The sequence below is a fragment of the Enterobacter sp. ku-bf2 genome (assembly GCF_001742765.1).
GTDB classification, from domain to species: Bacteria; Pseudomonadota; Gammaproteobacteria; order Enterobacterales; family Enterobacteriaceae; genus Enterobacter; species Enterobacter quasiroggenkampii.
The window spans coordinates 81,701-99,818 of the sequence record NZ_MDVW01000006.1 but is presented as its reverse complement, the minus strand read 5'-3'; the positions used below and the strand labels follow the sequence as shown (position 1 = coordinate 99,818).

The 18,118-nt window shown below is 53.3% G+C and carries 19 protein-coding genes; 5 read left to right on the top strand and 14 right to left on the bottom strand.

Translation table 11 applies throughout. From position 1 onward, the window contains the following. Positions 1–558, bottom strand: a 558-nt coding sequence (locus tag BFG58_RS11555; RefSeq protein ID WP_069719849.1) for a LysE family translocator, incomplete at its 3' end; no start/stop codon positions are given. A gap of 238 nt (positions 559–796) precedes the next feature. On the opposite strand from BFG58_RS11555, the gene BFG58_RS11550 reads away from it, so the two are divergent. After that, a complete protein-coding gene (locus tag BFG58_RS11550) occupies positions 797–1,015 on the top strand; it encodes a hypothetical protein (RefSeq protein ID WP_032648750.1) in 219 nt (72 codons plus the stop codon). 146 nt (positions 1,016–1,161) lie between these two features. Here BFG58_RS11550 and guaA read toward each other — a convergent pair whose 3' ends face one another. Then, positions 1,162–2,739 (bottom strand): glutamine-hydrolyzing GMP synthase, encoded by a 1,578-nt coding sequence (guaA, locus tag BFG58_RS11545; protein WP_008502126.1) that lies wholly within the window; start codon positions 2,737–2,739, stop codon positions 1,162–1,164. A gap of 67 nt (positions 2,740–2,806) precedes the next feature. Then, positions 2,807–4,273 (bottom strand): IMP dehydrogenase, encoded by a 1,467-nt coding sequence (gene guaB / locus BFG58_RS11540; protein ID WP_008502128.1) that lies wholly within the window; start codon positions 4,271–4,273, stop codon positions 2,807–2,809. 158 nt (positions 4,274–4,431) lie between these two features. Here guaB and xseA point away from each other — a divergent pair, with 158 nt between their 5' ends. From xseA to BFG58_RS11525, 3 genes are read left to right on the top strand one after another with little or no spacing between them, the layout of a single operon-like run. Further along, positions 4,432–5,805 (top strand): exodeoxyribonuclease VII large subunit, encoded by a 1,374-nt coding sequence (gene xseA / locus BFG58_RS11535; protein WP_069719848.1) that lies wholly within the window; start codon positions 4,432–4,434, stop codon positions 5,803–5,805. A gap of 58 nt (positions 5,806–5,863) precedes the next feature. Then, the gene (locus BFG58_RS11530; protein ID WP_048226222.1) at positions 5,864–6,883 is read left to right on the top strand and encodes a M4 family metallopeptidase; all 1,020 of its coding nucleotides are present in this window, start codon (positions 5,864–5,866) and stop codon (positions 6,881–6,883) included. Beyond that, complete coding sequence (locus tag BFG58_RS11525) at positions 6,884–7,234, top strand: protealysin inhibitor emfourin (protein WP_021241848.1); 351 nt, start codon at positions 6,884–6,886, stop codon at positions 7,232–7,234. Here BFG58_RS11525 and BFG58_RS11520 read toward each other — a convergent pair. From BFG58_RS11520 to BFG58_RS11510, 3 genes are read right to left on the bottom strand one after another with little or no spacing between them, the layout of a single operon-like run. Then, positions 7,231–7,452: a zinc ribbon domain-containing protein gene (locus BFG58_RS11520; RefSeq protein ID WP_063622259.1), complete on the bottom strand. Its 222-nt coding sequence runs from the start codon at positions 7,450–7,452 to the stop codon at positions 7,231–7,233. The genes BFG58_RS11525 and BFG58_RS11520 overlap by 4 nt on opposite strands. 49 nt (positions 7,453–7,501) lie before the next feature. Continuing rightward, a complete protein-coding gene (locus tag BFG58_RS11515) occupies positions 7,502–8,536 on the bottom strand; it encodes a Gfo/Idh/MocA family oxidoreductase (protein ID WP_069719847.1) in 1,035 nt (344 codons plus the stop codon). A 58-nt stretch (positions 8,537–8,594) separates the two neighbouring features. Continuing rightward, complete coding sequence (locus tag BFG58_RS11510; RefSeq protein ID WP_069719846.1) at positions 8,595–10,139, bottom strand: peptide MFS transporter; 1,545 nt, start codon at positions 10,137–10,139, stop codon at positions 8,595–8,597. A gap of 617 nt (positions 10,140–10,756) precedes the next feature. On the opposite strand from BFG58_RS11510, the gene BFG58_RS11505 reads away from it, so the two are divergent. After that, entirely contained in the window at positions 10,757–12,238 is a 1,482-nt protein-coding gene (locus tag BFG58_RS11505; protein WP_069719845.1) for a hypothetical protein, read from the top strand. 443 nt (positions 12,239–12,681) lie between these two features. Here the strand turns inward: BFG58_RS11505 and BFG58_RS11500 are convergent, their stop codons facing one another. The 8 genes from BFG58_RS11500 to BFG58_RS23190 all read right to left on the bottom strand — a co-directional run bounded on the left by BFG58_RS11500 (position 12,682) and on the right by BFG58_RS23190 (position 18,038). After that, entirely contained in the window at positions 12,682–13,173 is a 492-nt protein-coding gene (locus BFG58_RS11500) for a DNA-binding protein (protein ID WP_069719844.1), read from the bottom strand. A gap of 35 nt (positions 13,174–13,208) precedes the next feature. Further along, on the bottom strand, positions 13,209–13,994 hold the full coding sequence (locus BFG58_RS11495; protein ID WP_069719843.1) for a hypothetical protein: 786 nt from the start codon (positions 13,992–13,994) through the stop codon (positions 13,209–13,211). Beyond that, positions 13,991–14,164 carry a hypothetical protein gene (locus BFG58_RS24085; protein ID WP_014830800.1) on the bottom strand — a complete coding sequence of 58 codons (174 nt, stop codon included), beginning with the start codon at positions 14,162–14,164 and terminating at the stop codon, positions 13,991–13,993. Before BFG58_RS24085 ends, BFG58_RS11495 begins: the two co-directional genes overlap by 4 nt. Positions 14,165–14,577: 413 nt before the next feature. Beyond that, on the bottom strand, positions 14,578–16,341 hold the full coding sequence (locus tag BFG58_RS11490; RefSeq protein ID WP_069719842.1) for a primase-like DNA-binding domain-containing protein: 1,764 nt from the start codon (positions 16,339–16,341) through the stop codon (positions 14,578–14,580). After that, complete coding sequence (locus BFG58_RS11485; protein ID WP_069719841.1) at positions 16,338–16,652, bottom strand: DUF4222 domain-containing protein; 315 nt, start codon at positions 16,650–16,652, stop codon at positions 16,338–16,340. Before BFG58_RS11485 ends, BFG58_RS11490 begins: the two co-directional genes overlap by 4 nt. 10 nt (positions 16,653–16,662) lie before the next feature. Beyond that, positions 16,663–16,866 (bottom strand): hypothetical protein, encoded by a 204-nt coding sequence (locus BFG58_RS11480; protein WP_020686326.1) that lies wholly within the window; start codon positions 16,864–16,866, stop codon positions 16,663–16,665. 115 nt (positions 16,867–16,981) lie between these two features. Further along, positions 16,982–17,857: a tyrosine-type recombinase/integrase gene (locus BFG58_RS11475; RefSeq protein WP_069719840.1), complete on the bottom strand. Its 876-nt coding sequence runs from the start codon at positions 17,855–17,857 to the stop codon at positions 16,982–16,984. Next, positions 17,850–18,038 (bottom strand): host cell division inhibitor Icd-like protein, encoded by a 189-nt coding sequence (locus tag BFG58_RS23190; protein WP_083261474.1) that lies wholly within the window; start codon positions 18,036–18,038, stop codon positions 17,850–17,852. Before BFG58_RS23190 ends, BFG58_RS11475 begins: the two co-directional genes overlap by 8 nt. Positions 18,039–18,118: the final 80 nt, after the last annotated feature.

Genomic DNA, 18,118 nt, shown 5'->3' with positions numbered 1-18,118 from the left:
GATAAAGCCAGGGTGTTTACTTAGCCAGTTTCCAAATGTCCCTGATGCCATCGCGACTGACCCCAGGGAAATAATTCCTGCCAGCTTCTGGATACTACCCAGAACAAGCAATTGCAACCAGACAGGACCCGCGGCAGGATCGACAAACTGAGGAAGAAAAGCAAACATGAACAGCAGGGATTTTGGGTTAGTCAGGCTGTTCAGGGCGCCTTCCTTAACGGCACTCCAGTCAGAAATTTTGGCCGTTTTTCGCAGCCGCGTATCTGTGCCTGAAGTCGCAATCATTTTTATGCCCAGCCACATCAGATAAGCCGCACCAGCCCACCTTAACAGATCTAGTGCAACCGGCCAGGCATGAACAACGGCTACCAGCCCCAGGACAAGAAAAGAAACTTGCACAAAACCCGCTACAAATACATTACCCAGTACCGTAAACAGTGCAATACGTCTTCCCTGACCGACGCCTCTGGCGATAGTTAGCATCATGTCTGGCCCCGGAGAAATCTCCAGAAGCGTCAGCGCGAGAAGAAAAGTGATAAACGTTTCGATGGAAGGCATCTTGGTTGAGTCCGGATAAATATTTCTGCTACGTTACCTCAGTCCGATTCGAGCCGAAAGTGGAATATACTGCAGCGTCTGCTGCAGGCACAGAGCAGACAGAGCAGATACAGAAGCATGATGTCCACTGTAAGCGAGATGCGAACGCTGGCCTTTCATATTTGTACGATTTACGCTCTGGCCTGATCTGACATGTATCATAGATACAGGAATTCACTAGCATGATCGGAGATTGCATATGCTGATATATAACGTTTTTGGACGGCATATTGGCGTTCAACGTAAGCATGATCGGTGGCTGGTATTTCGTGCTGACCTGACGGAGAGAAAGTTTTCTCGACTCTATGACATCGCTATTCCTGACGATATGACTGAAGGCGAGATTGCCGGTTGGCTGGGTGACATTTTCCATGAAGCCGCAACCGATCGTCATCCAAATGTGGAACGCATCGAATAAGGATTGAATGGATAGCCTTACGTTGCGCCCGCTCCTGGCACTCACCTGACATGATGTTGCCAGCCATGGCCCAAAAAAAAGCCCGCAATCCGCGGGCTTAGAGATAATTTAGAACCTGTTAGTACCAGACGTATCCGGTTGGGAAATCATTCCCACTCAATCGTAGCCGGTGGCTTACCGCTGATGTCATACACCACGCGGGAAATACCGTTCACTTCGTTGATGATGCGGTTAGACACGCGGCCTAAGAAGTCATACGGCAGGTGCGCCCAGTGCGCGGTCATGAAGTCGATGGTTTCCACCGCACGCAGGGAAACTACCCAGTCGTACTTACGGCCATCGCCCATCACACCGACGGAGCGAACCGGCAGGAACACGGTGAACGCCTGGCTTACCTTGTTGTACAGGTCAGCTTTGTGCAGCTCTTCGATGAAGATCGCGTCCGCACGACGCAGCAGGTCGCAGTACTCTTTCTTCACTTCGCCCAGCACGCGCACGCCCAGACCCGGACCCGGGAACGGGTGACGGTAGAGCATGTCGTACGGCAGACCCAGTTCCAGACCGATCTTACGCACTTCGTCTTTGAACAGCTCGCGCAGCGGCTCAACCAGCCCCATCTTCATCTCTTTCGGCAGGCCGCCCACGTTGTGGTGAGATTTGATAACGTGCGCTTTACCGGTGGCGGAGGCCGCAGACTCGATCACATCAGGGTAGATGGTGCCCTGCGCCAGCCACTTCACGTCGTCCAGCTTCAGCGCTTCTTCGTCGAACACTTCCACGAACACGCGACCGATGATCTTACGTTTTGCTTCCGGATCGTTCTCGCCTTTCAGCGCGTCCAGGAAGCGCTGCTCGCCTTCCACGTGAACGATGTTCAGACCGAAGTGGTCGCCGAACATGTCCATAACCTGCTGGGCTTCGTTCAGGCGCAGCAGGCCGTTGTCCACGAAGACGCATGTCAGGTTTTTGCCGATAGCGCGGTGCAGCAGCATCGCGGTCACGGAGGAGTCCACGCCGCCGGAGAGGCCGAGGATCACTTTGTCATCGCCAACCTGCTGGCGGATACGCTCAACGGCGTCGTCGATGATTTTTGCCGGGGTCCACAGGGCTTCACACTGGCAGATGTCGCGCACGAAGCGCTCCAGCATGCGCATACCCTGACGGGTGTGGGTTACTTCCGGGTGGAACTGCACGCCGTAGAAGCGTTTTTCTTCGTTCGCCATGATGGCAAACGGGCAGCTCTCTGTGCTGGCAACGGTCACGAAGTCAGACGGGATAGCGGTGACTTTGTCGCCGTGGCTCATCCACACGTCCAGCAGCGGTTTGCCGTCTGCGGTCAGGGAGTCTTCGATACCACGCACCAGGGCGCTGTCGTTAACCACTTCAACCTGCGCATAGCCGAACTCGCGCTCGCTGGAGCCTTCTACGTGGCCGCCCAGCTGCATGGCCATGGTCTGCATACCGTAGCAAACGCCGAATACCGGCACGCCAGCTTCGAACACGTACTGCGGCGCGCGCGGACTGTTCTCTTCGGTGGTGCTTTCCGGGCCGCCGGACAGGATGATGCCGCTTGGATTGAATTCGCGAATCTGTGCTTCCGTGACATCCCACGCCCACAGTTCACAGTAAACGCCCAGTTCACGTACGCGACGCGCCACCAGCTGAGTGTACTGCGAACCGAAGTCCAGGATGAGAATGCGATGTTTATGAATGTTTTCCGTCATTGACGCTAATTCCGAGGCAAGTGAAACAAAAACAGAGCGCCCGGCAGGAGCCGGGCGCGGAAACTTATCAGGAGCCCAGACGGTAGTTCGGGGACTCTTTAGTGATCGTCACGTCGTGAACGTGGCTCTCCTGGATACCCGCACCGCTGATGCGTACGAATTCCGCTTTAGTACGCAGCAGATCAATGGTACCACAGCCGGTCAGACCCATACAGGAGCGCAGGCCGCCCATCTGCTGGTGGATGATCTCTTTCAGACGGCCTTTATAGGCAACGCGACCTTCGATACCTTCCGGCACCAGTTTGTCAGCAGCGTTATCGGTCTGGAAGTAACGGTCAGAGGAACCTTTGGACATCGCGCCCAGGGAGCCCATGCCGCGGTAGGATTTGTAAGAACGGCCCTGGTAGAGTTCGATTTCACCCGGGGATTCTTCGGTACCGGCCAGCATGGAGCCAACCATCACGGCAGCGGCGCCAGCGGCGATGGCTTTTGCGATGTCGCCAGAGAAGCGGATACCGCCGTCAGCGATAACCGGAATACCGGTCCCTTCCAGGGCTTCAACCGCGTCAGACACCGCGGTGATCTGCGGAACGCCCACGCCGGTCACGATACGCGTGGTACAGATAGAGCCAGGACCGATACCCACTTTGACCGCGCTGCAGCCAGCGTCAGCCAACGCGCGAGCGCCTGCGCCAGTGGCCACGTTACCGCCGATGATCTGCAGGTCAGGGTATTTGGCACGGGTGTCACGAATACGCTGCAGCACGCCTTCGGAGTGGCCGTGAGAGGAGTCAATCAGCAGGACGTCAACGCCCGCAGCAACCAGCGCGTCAACGCGCTCTTCGTTACCAGCACCTGCGCCTACCGCAGCGCCAACGCGCAGACGGCCATGCTCGTCTTTACAGGCGTTCGGTTTGCGTTCTGCTTTCTGGAAATCTTTAACGGTGATCATGCCGCGCAGGTGGAAGTTGCTGTCAACAACCAGCGCTTTTTCAACGCGTTTTTCGTGCATTTTTGCCAGCACCACGTCGCGGGTTTCACCTTCGCGAACGGTGACCAGACGCTCTTTTGGCGTCATGTACACACTGACAGGCTGGTTCAGGTCAGTCACGAAACGCACGTCACGACCGGTAATAATACCAACCAGCTCGTTCTCTTCGGTCACCACCGGGTAACCGGCGAAGCCGTTACGCTCGGTCAGGGCCTTCACTTCGTGCAGGGTGGTAGTTGGCAGAACGGTCTGTGGGTCGGACACGATACCGGATTCATGTTTCTTCACGCGGCGAACTTCTTCCGCCTGACGTTCGATAGACATGTTTTTGTGAATAAAGCCAATGCCACCTTCCTGTGCCAGGGCAATAGCCAGGCGCGCTTCAGTCACGGTGTCCATTGCCGCAGAGAGCATAGGAATGTTCAGGCGAATGGTTTTCGTCAACTGCGTGCTGAGATCGGCAGTATTCGGCAGAACAGTGGAGTGAGCGGGAACGAGGAGGACGTCGTCAAACGTCAGTGCTTCTTTAGCGATACGTAGCATGGGCAATATCTCTGACCTGGGTGGTTAAATATTGCCGTGGCATTATACAGAGCGTAACCGATTGCATCTACACTTTTTTATAAAAAAGCTTGCGATTGCCTCTCAGCAGGTTACTATCGACTGAATAACTTGCTGATTTAGAATTTGATCCCGCTCACATGTTATCCTCTCAATCCCCCTCAATTTATACCGTCAGCCGCCTGAATCAGACGGTGCGCTTGCTGCTTGAGCAGGAAATGGGGCAGGTCTGGATCAGCGGTGAAATCTCTAACTTCACGCAGCCCTCCTCCGGCCACTGGTACTTTACGCTAAAAGACGATACCGCCCAGGTGCGCTGCGCGATGTTCCGCAACAGCAACCGCCGCGTGACGTTCCGTCCTCAGCACGGCCAGCAGGTTCTGGTGCGCGCCAATATCACCCTGTATGAGCCGCGCGGTGATTATCAGATTATCGTCGAGAGCATGCAGCCTGCGGGCGAAGGCCTGCTGCAGCAAAAGTACGAACAGTTAAAGGCGAAGCTCTCGGAAGAGGGACTTTTCGACCAGCAGTTCAAAAAGCCGCTGCCCTCGCCTGCCCACTGCGTGGGTGTCATCACCTCGAAAACCGGTGCAGCACTGCACGATATTTTACACGTTCTGAAGCGTCGCGACCCTTCCCTGCCCGTCATCATCTACCCGACCGCTGTTCAGGGTGACGATGCGCCGGGCCAAATTGTGCGCGCCATAGCGCTGGCGAACGCGCGTCAGGAGTGCGACGTCTTAATCGTCGGACGCGGCGGCGGCTCGCTGGAAGATCTGTGGAGCTTTAACGACGAGCGCGTGGCGCGGGCAATCTTTGCAAGTCAGATCCCCGTGGTGAGCGCCGTCGGCCACGAAACGGACGTGACGATCGCCGATTTTGTCGCGGATCTCCGCGCGCCGACGCCGTCCGCGGCGGCAGAGGTGGTCAGCCGCAACCAGCTGGAGCTGCTGCGTCAGATCCAGAGCGGCCAGCAACGTCTTGAGATGGCGATGGACTACTACCTCGCCAACCGGACCCGGCGCTTTACCCAGCTTCATCACCGTCTCCAGCAGCAACATCCGCAGCTGCGTCTGGCGCGTCAGCAAACCGTGCTGGAGCGTCTGCGCCAGCGCATGAACGTGGCGATGGACACGCAGATCAAGCGCGCGGTGTCGCGCCAGCAGCGCATGACGCAGCGTCTGAACCAGCAGAACCCGCAGCCGAAAATTTATCGCGCGCAAACGCGGATTCAACAGCTGGAGTACCGTCTGGCGGAAACTCTCCGCGCGCGACTGAGCACCACCCGCGAACGCTTTGGCAATGCGGTGACCCACCTTGAAGCGGTCAGCCCCCTCTCCACGCTGGCGCGCGGCTATAGCGTGACGACGGCGACGGACGGCAAGGTGCTGAAGCAAACCAAACAGGTGAATACCGGCGATGTGCTGACGACGCGTCTGTCAGACGGCTGGGTAGAAAGCGAAGTGAAATCAATTAAACCGGTGAAAAAGACGCGTCAGCGTAAAACCGGATAATTCTTCGCCGGTTACTTACTATACTGCTGCTATTCCCTTTTTTAATAAGGAGAGCAGCATGTCCCATCTTTATAGCGTGATTCCCCCGTATATTCTTCGTCGTATTATCGAAAGCGGTTCCGAACCGCAGCAGCGCTGTGCCCGCCAGACCTTAACCCACGTCCAGACGCTGATGGCCCATATGCCGGGCAAACCTGCCGCGCCGCACGTAAATAAAGCCGGACAACTGGAGCGGGACATCTACGATGCGAAGCAAACTCAGGAGCTACCGGGTACGCAGGTGCGTTATGAAGGTCAGCCGTCGAACGGCGATGTGGCGGTAGACGAAGCCTACGAGTATTTGGGTATTACCCATGATTTCTTCTGGAAGGAATATCAGCGCGATTCGCTCGATAACAAAGGGCTTATTTTAACCGGTACCGTTCACTATGGCCGGGAATATCAGAACGCCTTCTGGAACGGTCAGCAGATGGTATTTGGCGACGGCGACGGGGAAATATTTAACCGCTTTACCATCGCCATAGACGTCGTGGCGCATGAGCTGAGCCACGGCGTGACCGAGACCGAAGCCGGGCTTATCTATTTTGAGCAATCCGGCGCGCTGAACGAGTCGCTGTCGGACGTGTTTGGCTCACTGGTGAAGCAGTACCATCTGAAGCAAACCGCCGATAAAGCGGACTGGCTGATTGGTGAGGGATTACTGGCGAAAGGCATCAACGGCAAAGGGCTGCGCTCGATGTCTGAACCGGGCACCGCCTACAACGATCCGCTGCTCGGCAAAGACCCGCAGCCCGCGCACATGAAAGATTTCATCAAAACGCGCGAGGATAACGGCGGCGTTCATCTGAATTCCGGCATCCCCAACCGGGCATTTTATCTGGCCGCGACGGCGATCGGCGGCTACGCCTGGGAAAAAGCGGGTTATGCCTGGTACGACACGGTTTGCGATCGCAATCTGGCGCAGGATGCAGATTTTGAGGCCTTCGCAAAACTGACGATCGCGCACGGAGAGAAACGCTCCGGCGGCGACGTTGGGGCGGCCATTAAACAAGCCTGGGAACAGGTGGGAGTGTTGTAAATGCAGGTTCCGGAACTGACGGATGACGCCGTGGTTGAGCTGGCCCGGGAAGGCGGCGTCGCCTATATTCCCAAGCTGAGCGGCCAGCGCACCATCGCGCTCTCCTCGCTCAATGAGGCTCAGCGCCAGCGCCTGGTAAGCATCCTGGAGCAGGCCTTTCCGCGCGGTCAGCCGCCGGGACAGGCCTCGTCCCCCGGCAGCGGCGACCAGCGCTATTTCCGCATCCAGATTATCTGGACCGGGCAAAATCAGGCGCACTACGCCGATATCATCGTGCTGGTACCGGAGCAGGAAGCGCCCGAGTCGCTGGTCGAGCTGTGGAAGAAAGGCGAAGGCTGCGTGTGCGATTAACCTTCGGCCCGAACAAACTCCACGCGTTTTTTAGAGATAAGACCGTGGCCGTTCTGGCAGAAATAATCCACCGCCCCGCAGGCTTTTAAGACCTGGAGTGGCTGATGGCACTCCGGGCAGCGGGCTTCAAGCGCAATATCCTTATTACAGCTCTCGCAGTGTGCCACCCCGTTCAGGGGCTCAAGCGGTGCCTGGCAATTCGGGCAGGTAATCGTCATGGTGACTCCTTAAAGCATTCTGGTCTGCAATAATTTTACCACGTTGCGTTCAGTGCGGGCCACGCAGCTGTTGCTGCAAGGTCAGCAGCAGCGTCACTTCCTCGATTCGGCGGCGCGTCGTGCGGCTCACCTCGTGCGGATCCCGTTCAAACAGGCTGTTCGTGCCCAGAATGTGTCCGGTAAGACAGTGCTCGTAGATTGTCCCGGGGATATGCCAGCGCTGAATGTTCTCACCCTCAATCAGCTCCAGCACATCCTCCGCACCGCGCCGGTCGTAGCTAATGATGCGCCCGTCGCGCAACCAGATCCGTAAGCCTTTTTGCCCGCCAGCGGGTCCCGCATATTTATTAAGCCAGATATCCACCGGCACGCCGCTGATGCGGCCCTGCAGATGCGCCTCGCCCTCCGCTGTGGTCAGGTCGCCTTTTGCGATAGCGCGGCCCAGGCGGTCTTTAGCCGTCACCACCTGCAACGTCATCTCATCATTCCCGCCCAGATAACGCACCGTTTCGCGCAGCATCGCCAGCACATGCGTGCCGATATCCAGAATCACACCGTCCGGGTGGCGAAGCGTGCGGGTGTCCGGTTCGCCGGTAGCAAAGTTAAGCGCGATGGGCTCCCCTGCAGCGTTAACTCCGCTCGGCTCCTGCAAAAAGCCGTCGATTTTGACGATGTCAGAGACAGTGCCCACCAGCGACCGCTTCACCGTTTCGAGGCGCGCCATCCAGTGATCGAGCGCCAGCACGCGGGGTGCAATGTCGGGGTTTGCCAGCAGCGCGTTGAGCTGTTCGATTTGGGCAAGCGTGGCGACGATCGGTTTTTCAACCACGATGCGGGAAACCGATGAGGCGAGAGCGTGTTCAAGCACCTCAAGATGGTGGAGCGACGCCGTGGTAATAAACAGGGTATCAAGCGGCTGGGAGAGGAGTTCAGCCAGTGTGGCACAACGCGTTACCCCCTCCGGCTGTTTTACGGGCTGGATATCAAAGCCTAAAAAGTGCGGGGGATTATCAAAGCATTTTCGTATTGCGGGCAGGTAAGCTGTTTCAACGACTGCGCCAAGACCAACAAACCCTAACAGCATGTTCTTACCTCGTTGAGTAAATTGCCGGGGCATAACGCCGCCCCGGCAAGCCCGAGGTTTATGAGGCGTTAGCTGCCGGTTTAGTCTGCGCATTTTCCAGCATGCGGCGTACCGGAACAATGAGGACGATCAGTACCGCGGCACAAATCAGCAGCGCGACAGAGCAGCGCGCAAAGAGATCCGGTAGCATATCCAGCTGGTCGGCCTTCACATGGCCGCCAATCAGACCCGCCGCCAGGTTACCCAGCGCGCTGGCACAGAACCACAGCCCCATCATCTGACCGCGCATTCTCTCCGGCGCCAGCAACGTCATGGTCGCCAGGCCAATCGGGCTCAGACACAATTCGCCGAGCGTCAGCATCAGGATACTGCCCACCAGCCAGAACGGCGATACGCCCGCCCCACCGCTGCTCAGCACGTTCTGTGCCGCCAGCATCATCAGGCCAAAGCCCGCTGCGGCACACAGAATACCGATAACAAACTTGGTGATGCTGCTCGGACGAATGTTCATGCTCGCCAGCTTCGGCCACGCCCAGCTGAACACCGGTGCCAGCAGGATGATGAACAGGGCGTTGATTGACTGGAACCACACCGCCGGGATTTCGAAATCGCCGATCATGCGGTTAGTGTAGTCGTTGGCAAACAGGTTGAACGAGGTTGGCTTCTGTTCAAACGCGGACCAGAAGAACGCCGCGGAGATCAGCAGAATAAAGCAGACCAGCAGTCTGGCGCGCTCTTTACGGTTCAGGCCAGCAAAGACAAACAGATAGATAAAGTAGAGGGCAACGGATGCCGCAATCACGTAGACCAGCACGCTGGCTACCGCGACCGGGTTAATCACAATCACGCCCTGCGCAATCAGCGTCACGAGCGTTGCCACGCCTGCCGCCAGCGCCAGCAGCCAAACGCCCACGCCGTTACGCTTCACCACCGGGCTGTTCCAGGTGGAGTCGAGGCCGACTTCGCCGTCATAGCGTTTCATGGCCGGAACGGCAAACACGCGGAAGATAATCAGCGCCACCAGCATCCCGATACCGCCAATACCAAAGCCCCAGTGCCAGCCGTGGGTTTTAATCAGCCAGCCGGAAATCAGCGGCGCGATGAACGAGCCCATGTTGATACCCATATAGAACAGCGAGAAACCGCCGTCGCGACGCGCGTCGCCTTTTTTATACAGGGTACCGACCATGACTGAAATACAGGTCTTGAACAGCCCGGAGCCGAGCACGATGAACATCAGTCCGATAAAGAACAGGTTGTTGCCCATCACTGCCGAGAGCGCAATCGACAGGTGACCGAGCGCAATCAGGATCGAACCGTACCAGACGGCTCTCTGCTGACCGAGCCAGTTATCCGCCAGCCAGCCGCCCGGCAGCGCGGCCAGGTACATGGTACCGGCAAAGATACCGACAATCGCCGAGGCGTTTTCACGCGCCAGGCCCATCCCACCGTCATAGACGGTGGCGGCCATAAACAGGATCAGTAACGGACGAATGCCGTAAAACGAGAAACGCTCCCACATCTCGGTGAAGAACAGCGAACCGAGCGGATACGGGTGGCCGAAGAACGTTCGGCTCTCTTTTTGATTAACAGTGGATTGCATAATTCTCCCGAAAGGTATGTCGTCGTGCTTGTAAACACCAGCAGGTACGCCGGCCAGTTACGTATCTGGTCGATTTTTTACATGCGGCGAAAGGTTAGTTAACCATTTGATAACCAGGCGCTAGTTTTGTCTAGTACCGGACCCTGGACTTTAAGATGAAAATTCGACGATTGTCTACTTTCTTAGATTTAAACATGGTTAAAAGTGAATAGTGATTGACTTCACACAGGGAAAACCGGCGGTATGATTGGGCAAAAAAAAGCCCGCGATCATCGCGGGCTTTCGTGAGAGCAGCAAAGCTTATTTGCTTTTCTTAATGTGAAGATAAATGTAAGCCAAAACCAATTGATTTTAATGATAAAAGACAAAAAAATATAGAAATTGTGTACACCCTTGGGTACACAGAAAACTTTTATAATTCTAAGATTCTTATCTTTTTTACAGGCAAAATTTCCCTCAGAATGTCATAAAACTTACAAATGAAATTTTCCATCTAGGATGGATTCAGCGATTTAGAAGAAAACAAAGCGTTGCGATTGAAAATTACTATCAAAAAAGTTTTTTAGATCCATAACAAAGAAAGATTCAATTGATTAGGCAAACGGAGATGTCAATAAATGAATGATCTCAGACTCAAGGTTTCCACAGCTATACTAAATGTGGCTGAAGGGCTTCCAAGATTCAGGAAAGGACTGATTTCCGATTTGCAGGAGATAAGAGAGCAGCAACAAGAATGGGCTTTAAGTGCACAGGAGGCCAGTAAATCACCTGAAAACTCAGGTATTCAATTGAAGACTATGAATGTGACATTAATCTTTGAGCATGAAGACTTTAAAAGCATACTTAAAGGGTTAAAGTACTATTTTCCAAAAAATAATAGAATCCAACGCTTTTCAGATTCTCTAAAAAAATCAGCCGATAGTTTACATGCCAGCAGTTGGCATAACCTAGGTTTTATTGCAAAGGAAAAAGGATATTACGTTCCGGATGTAACAATAGATAAAAATTTACCGGATTCCGTAAACAGCGCATCAATAAACTTTCATAGAATATTACCTTCTCTAGCATGTATCATTTTTGAATTTCATCTGAATGATTTGTTATCCAAAGACTTGGCTTTAATTCAAAGCAAACTACACCTCGGGCCAGTTGTATTCAAAAAATTCATACCGCTTAAAAAAATACCTAATGGATATACAATGGGAAGTTCGTATGAGGTTTCACTGACTCAGATAAATGAACGAAAAGATATTCTCAGAGATGAAATACTAAATTGGATCAGAAAAGGGTTTAAATGGAAATTGAATAACAAATATTCAATCTCGTTCATAGACATCTATGAAGTAGAAGGTATGCCTACACTGGATACAAATCGTCAGAAATGGCTGGATGAGAATAAGTCATGGCTCGGAAATTACGGAATAAACCTCAATATTTTCAATTCATTAGAAGGTGATAAGTTTTTCCTTACAATGCCTGAAGAAAGCAAGCAAAAGTATACTCTATCTCATATTTTAACCAGATTCGATTTAGAATCACAAGACAACGGAAGAGATCTATTCACTTATAAAATTGGAGCAGTTGCCGTTTCTGCAACCATTTTAAACACCATTAGTAAATATGCTGAACGTATAAAGAAATTAAGAAGTCTTGGTTTTGAAAATCTATATAAACGAACAAAACTAACGAAAAGAACGCAGGAAAACATTCAAGAAATTAAAAGAACCCTTGTGATACTATCAAGATTTGAGCAAGAACTTATTAATTCAAGGTTTTTTATTTCTAGTACTATATCAGAAATAGGACAGTTAACTAGTATACGAAAAAACAGTGTTATAAATTTCCATTCAGAGATAATTAGCAAAGCGAAATCACGTTTAAAAAGCATAAAAGATGCAGCAAATACAATTGATGCTGGGCTAACCAATTATCTTTCAACTCAAAATATTTATGTCATGTATAAACTTCAAAAATGGATGTTTGTATTAACATTCGTTGTGACAATAGCGACCATTATTGGTGTATTGTCTGGATGGGATAATTTGATGAAATTATATACAAATTTAGAGTTATTTTTGCAAACCATAGTTAGTCCATAATTTACTGGATGAAGCAACTGTAACTTAGAGCGCGTTCTGCCAAAAATCCCCACTGGCAGTGCCGGTGGGTGACAACTTTTGACAACTCAAGCTGAACGCCAGCGTCCGGGCAAACCAGAACAGCGATCTGAAAGAGGCTCGAGGATGGGTGCAAAGGGGGAGTGTTTAACACCTCCCCTTCACGAGTTCGTGTACCTGAAGTTTTCTGAAGCGGCAGCGGCTGACACTTTTTTGGTGAGGCATAACAAACCATAACAGGCTGACACCTGCCCTGCTTCGCATCAGGATTAACAAAAGTTAACAGCCAAGGCTCAACAAATCTCAACGCCAGCCCTTTACACTTCTGCTGTAGCTGCTGTTCGTAGGCGTCAGGATCCGTTAGGTTGGGTTGACACTTTTCCCAGTTTCTCGCGAAAAGTGTCAAGTTTGAGGGGCTGGGGGGTTTACAGTTTTTCGCCGTCCAGCAGGCAGAGTGACATTAAACCAGTTTTGTTCCAGTCATCCAGCGTATCGGGATGCATTGTGGCAACGTAAGCCAGCTCAGAACGAAGAAACCGTAAAGCGCCTGCTGCACGGTCTTTGCCATAGAAGCTGTGGGTTTCTTCATCCGGCCGGAAGAGAATCAGCAATTGTTCATCGGGCTCGTGCTGAACATCAAAACCCAGCTCAGCGGCTGCTACCTCTATTCGCTGGCCAGCATTAATATCAGCCGGCAGCTCTTTCCCGCCGTCATGCCCCCATACCCACACGGCGGCCTGTGCCCACGTCATTTCAGTCTGGTGTTCGCCAGCACCAGCAGAATTTTTTTTAGCCTGCGATGCTTCGACATCCACTTTATCGCCTGAAATTACAATTTCACCGCGGGCTATCCAGCCGTAAACAGTTTGCCGGCTGACGCCCATATGCCTGGCGTAGGCTGATTTACTTAACAGCATTCTGGTGTATTCCTCCGGGCAGAAAAAAGCCGCCCTCAGGCGGCCTGCTTCTCTTCTGAATGTGTCTGCCGCTGGCTGCCTTTGAGCATCGCGCTGACATGTTCGCTTAACTGATCAAGGCCGGTCATGCGGGGCAGAACTTCTGATGGATCGTCGTTCTTCCCGTAAACGAGATTGTTATACCAGGTTCGGACAGCTGTAATTTGTGCGACGTCTTTCCTTACCGCATCGACCAGCTCGGCAACCGCGCTAATCACCTGCCCGTTCTCCGATGCGATACGGGAGAAGCCGAGACGTTTTAGCTGTTCCGTATCGAGTCCAGAACACACTGCGTGCGCCCTTAGTAAAGCGTCAGCCAGCTCCTGATGCTTTCCACTGTGCATCGACAGCAACATTTTTTCCTGGCTGCGGCGATCCAGTCGGGCGAATGCCTGGCGCATTTCACTGTCACGCATGAATCCCTGAATATCATCAGTTGCCAGGGGATTAACCGGAGCGAGCTTGTTCTTCAGGTAATCGAGAATGTTTGCGGCCTGATCGCTTACGGCTGCCACCCGGCGTGTAAAGTCTTTGAGCGTGTCCGGGTTCCGGGCTTCACCTGCCCTGCGGTTTTTTGCCTGTTCGTTCAGATCCGGATCGTTGCGGATAACGTCCAGCAAATCCGCCTCAGCTTCGGCCTGCTGCGCCGTTGTCCTCAGGCTGGTGAGTTCGCCCGCCATACCACGGAATAAAGCGGCCATCTGAGTATTTGGCGCAACAACCTTACCGGCATAACCTGCCAGCTCGATACTGTGTTTCCCTATTTTGATTGAGTAGCTCACTGGCCAGCCTCCATTTTTGATAGCCCCGCATCAAATACCTTGCGTGCAACAGCATGGATTGACGGCGCGATCCCCATGCCCGACTTCTGGCGCTCCCTCTCCTGGATGGTTTTCAGAGCCTGAATCTGCTCCCCGTTCAGCAAAACGGGCTTAACGTTAACCTTGCTCATGATGCCCCCTGTTAAAGCGATCGTTAAAGTTTCATTAATCGCAAAAACCAAATAATAAATTGCGATTTATGAAACGATGTTAATGAAATAGCAGGGGTCCACAACGTGAAAAGAGTGGATGCGTTTTAAAGAATTTGCCCTCAAGGTATACATGGTGTTCATAAGGGCGATAAATTACATAAAAAACAATAAATTAACCTATGAACACCGGTCTACATACAGGGGTTAAAAGTGTTCATGGTGTTCATATTTCTGTTTACTTTATGAGCACATAGTCAAAGTGACCTATGAACACTATGAATACCCTATGAATACCTTACACAAAGGTGTTCATAGTTAATCTTATTGATTTTATTGAACTTTAATCAATCAATGAACACTATGAACACCTTTCGCCATATTTAGCTAAACATTCATCTTTTTTCCTCAGCTAACGGGTGCGCCTGCGGCAGCCAGTCCTCCGCACTCTCTGAAAGTTCGACGTTCGTCACCACGCCGCGGGTCTTTCTCTCCTTGCGGTACTCGTGATTAAACTCCCGCATGGCGCTTTCCATTCCCTCAGAGAATTTATTCAGCGTCAGCGGCTTCTCGAAACCGTTAGCCTCAAGAAACGTCAGATAAGCGTGATAGAGGTAAATGCGGGGGCGATGAGGCGGGTTACGGTTGCCCACCAGCATTCCCACGCAATCAGCCAGGCGCTCCAGATGCGCACAGAAGGCGTACAGGGGATCCGTTTTCTGCTTCACCTCCAGTGCTTCTTCGCTGTTCCGTTGCTCCAGCAGCAGCGCCCGCGCTTTTTCTGGGTCCGAAAAGGTTGCCAGCAGCCGACGAACAACCACCGGAATTTCAGCGGATATCTTTTCTGCCAGGTCGGGATCCTTATCCTCTTCGTTGACGCGCCGGTTAAACTGGAAAATTACGCGGCGCCGGGAAACGCCGCCGGCACGTTCGGTGAAAATCATCGGCGTGTTGTTCGTGGCCACAACCACCGCCCGCAGAACGGCGGTGTACTGGTGTTCGTGTTTCGGATCTATCTCCACGGCATCCCCGCCGGTTATCGCTTTTATCCCGGTGCCCTCTCCTGAATATTTGGGCTGATCAGGAAGCGTTATCATGCTTTTCCCGACGAACTGCGCCCGCCCACGCGCGCTGTCGAGCGCCGCCATATTCCCGCTGGCGGTGTTATGCGCGCCGGCCAGCATCGTGGCGATATGGGTAAAGACGCTTTTCCCGCTGCCGCCCTCCCCGGTTATCTCGAGGAACAACTGCCAGTCGTACCGGTTCGCCAGCACCATAAAGAGCGCCGCAGCGATACGCTGCATCTTAATTGCGTCTCTATCTGATGTGTAACTTAGCCACTTATGGAAGTTCGGCGCGTGGTCGCGGAGGTTTTCGCCCGGCACCGCCGGCGTGTAGGTCACGCCGTTGTGGTTGGTCAGCCAGTTATCCTGGCTGTGTTCGGAGAAAACGCCGGTTTCCATATCGTAGACGCCATTAGCAAAGGGGATCAGACTGCGCCGCGGCTCCCCCATTACCGGAATAACGATTTTCAGGGCGTCGATAACGTTGTTGATCGCGCGCTTGCTGAAGTTGGTTTTGTTCTCGTTGTAGATAGCCACCATTTCGCGGCTCAGTTCGAGCAGTGACGTTTTCTCCCAGATGCCGGCGCGGTAGACGTACACGCCTTCGCTGTTTTCGTTGATTGCAATGCCGGTGTAACGCGCGGCCAGTATGAGCGCCTTTTCGTTATCAGCAAGGTCGCGAAGGTTTACATCCGTCAGCGGTTTGCCGATCACCATGCTTTTGCCGGCTTCCGCATCGGCTTTGAGGCGCGGCAGCTGTGGCGTCCAGTCCTCCAGAAGCTGATAACCTTCAGAGTAGAATTGCGCGCGTTCCACGCCGGCCACCGCCAGCTTTGTAGCGAGAATGGTTATCTGCCGTTCGGTCAGATGCCCGCCACGGCAAACCCGGGCATAGAGCCGGCCATCATCCACAATCCGGATATTCTCCAGCTCTGCCAGCTGCTTTTTATCCAGCACGACCGGCGGCACCGTGTCGCCAATCGGGTTCATTTCCTGCCATGCTTTGGCGAACGTCCAGGCATCAGCGCCGGCAAAGATAATTGACTCCTCCATGAGATCCGCCGGCTGCTTTTTAAGGTTTGGTGCATTCTTCATTTTCTGTTCCCTCGCTCCCTGATGATTTCCCGCATAACCCGAATTCGTTCGATGCCCTGCACCCGCATAATTCGATCGATATCTTTTTCGCCGGCGACCGGCGCGGAAGATACAAATTCAAATTCCCGCACCAGTCTTTCTGGCGTGCAAAAACACGGTGAGCTGTACCCCTCGCGGCAATATGTCACTCTGTCGAATCGGTAACTTTCGATAATTACCAGGTTGCCACGACTGTCCTTCCATTTATCGCCCGGCCTGATTTCAGGGTGAGCGCGGCCACCAGCAGCTAAGCCGGAATTTTTAATCGTCATATTTTTTACCTCACGCCGCTGGCGGGATTACCTGATAACCAATTTTCCTCAGAAAGCGCGCAGCACTCTCCACCGTAAAAATGATCTCATCGTCCATAAGGGGGCGCATCGACTGAAGACCGTTTGAAGTGTCCACGAGATAGCGGCCGCCGGCCGGGAAACTGAAAACGTTTTTGCCGTCGGCCCGGCGAACCAGATCGTAAACAGGAGTCATAATTTCGCCTCCCCGTCCCTTAATGACTGGCTGGCAAAACAATATCGCGCGCTATTTAATGGCTCAGTTACGTGACCGGCGAACGCGCCGAGACGGCAAAATTGGATAACCATTTTCATACAGATACCTCCATGGCCAGACGGGATTGAATGGCGGAGGCCTTACTGCCTAACTGGAGGTAAGTTCGGGTGATTGCCGGGTTACTGTGCCCGAGCATTTCAGAGGCGACCAGCAAGCCCTGTTCGCCGCCGGCGGACATGAGATTAAAGGCGGCAATTTTGCGGCTGGAATAGGCGCTCAGGCGCAGACGCGTGTTTACGACGCGCGTAAACCACAGCATTACGTTGTGCAGTTTCTTCCAGATTGTCTGGCGGCTCACGCTACCTTCCAGAGACTGGCAACGGTTACTTTCAATCTGGCTGCGGGAAAATACCAGGTCGTCACCGATAAGATTGCGCTCCATGCGTTCGCGCAGTCGTTTGATGATGCCCGGCGGCAGCTGTTTGGTGTCGTGCTTCACTTCAGCCTTTGCCACCAGCTCAAACACGATCGCCTGTTCTTCTTCCGTCATGCCGGCGGCCAGTTCGTCGCAGCTCACGCTATCCCAGTGCATGTACCCAATGTGATCGCCAGCAAGCCGGGCAGCGTCCTTGCGCTGCTGGCGAACAATCTCGATCCCCTTCCGGGTCGCTCTGGCTTCCGCTGCTTTGGTCTGCTTCGCTACGATGATTGTGCCAATGCCGGTTTCCCAGTTGATGCAGGAGTAACGGAAGTTGCACACGTCGCTGGTACGCCAGCCGGTAACGGTCGCAATATCCCACCAGAGTAAAACCCAGTCCGGCTGAGTCTGCTGGATGCGTTCACGCAGTTTGCGCTGCTCTTCCCGTTCGTAAACGGGGGTCATGGTGCGGGTGCCTTTCGTGGTAGTGGCTTTTACCACGTTACCACGCAGCTCGCGTGCTTTTGCTGTCAGGGTTTGGAGGTTAAACATGCTGTACCTCCTCAAGACGAAAACGACACGCCAGAATACAGACACATCCTGCAGGCGTTTTTTCGCGTGCTTCGCGCTCGGTGGAAGCAGTAACGTTAACGATCTGATTTGTGAATTCACCCAGGGTGAGAAAACGCCATGTAAATTCAGGGCGTGTTTGGGTAGACTTAGTGCAAGCCATAATGTTAGTCCCTCTAACGTTGTGGTCAGACGCCCTGAAAGTGTTCCCGCACTTCGGGGCGTTGTTTTTTTTAACTTCTG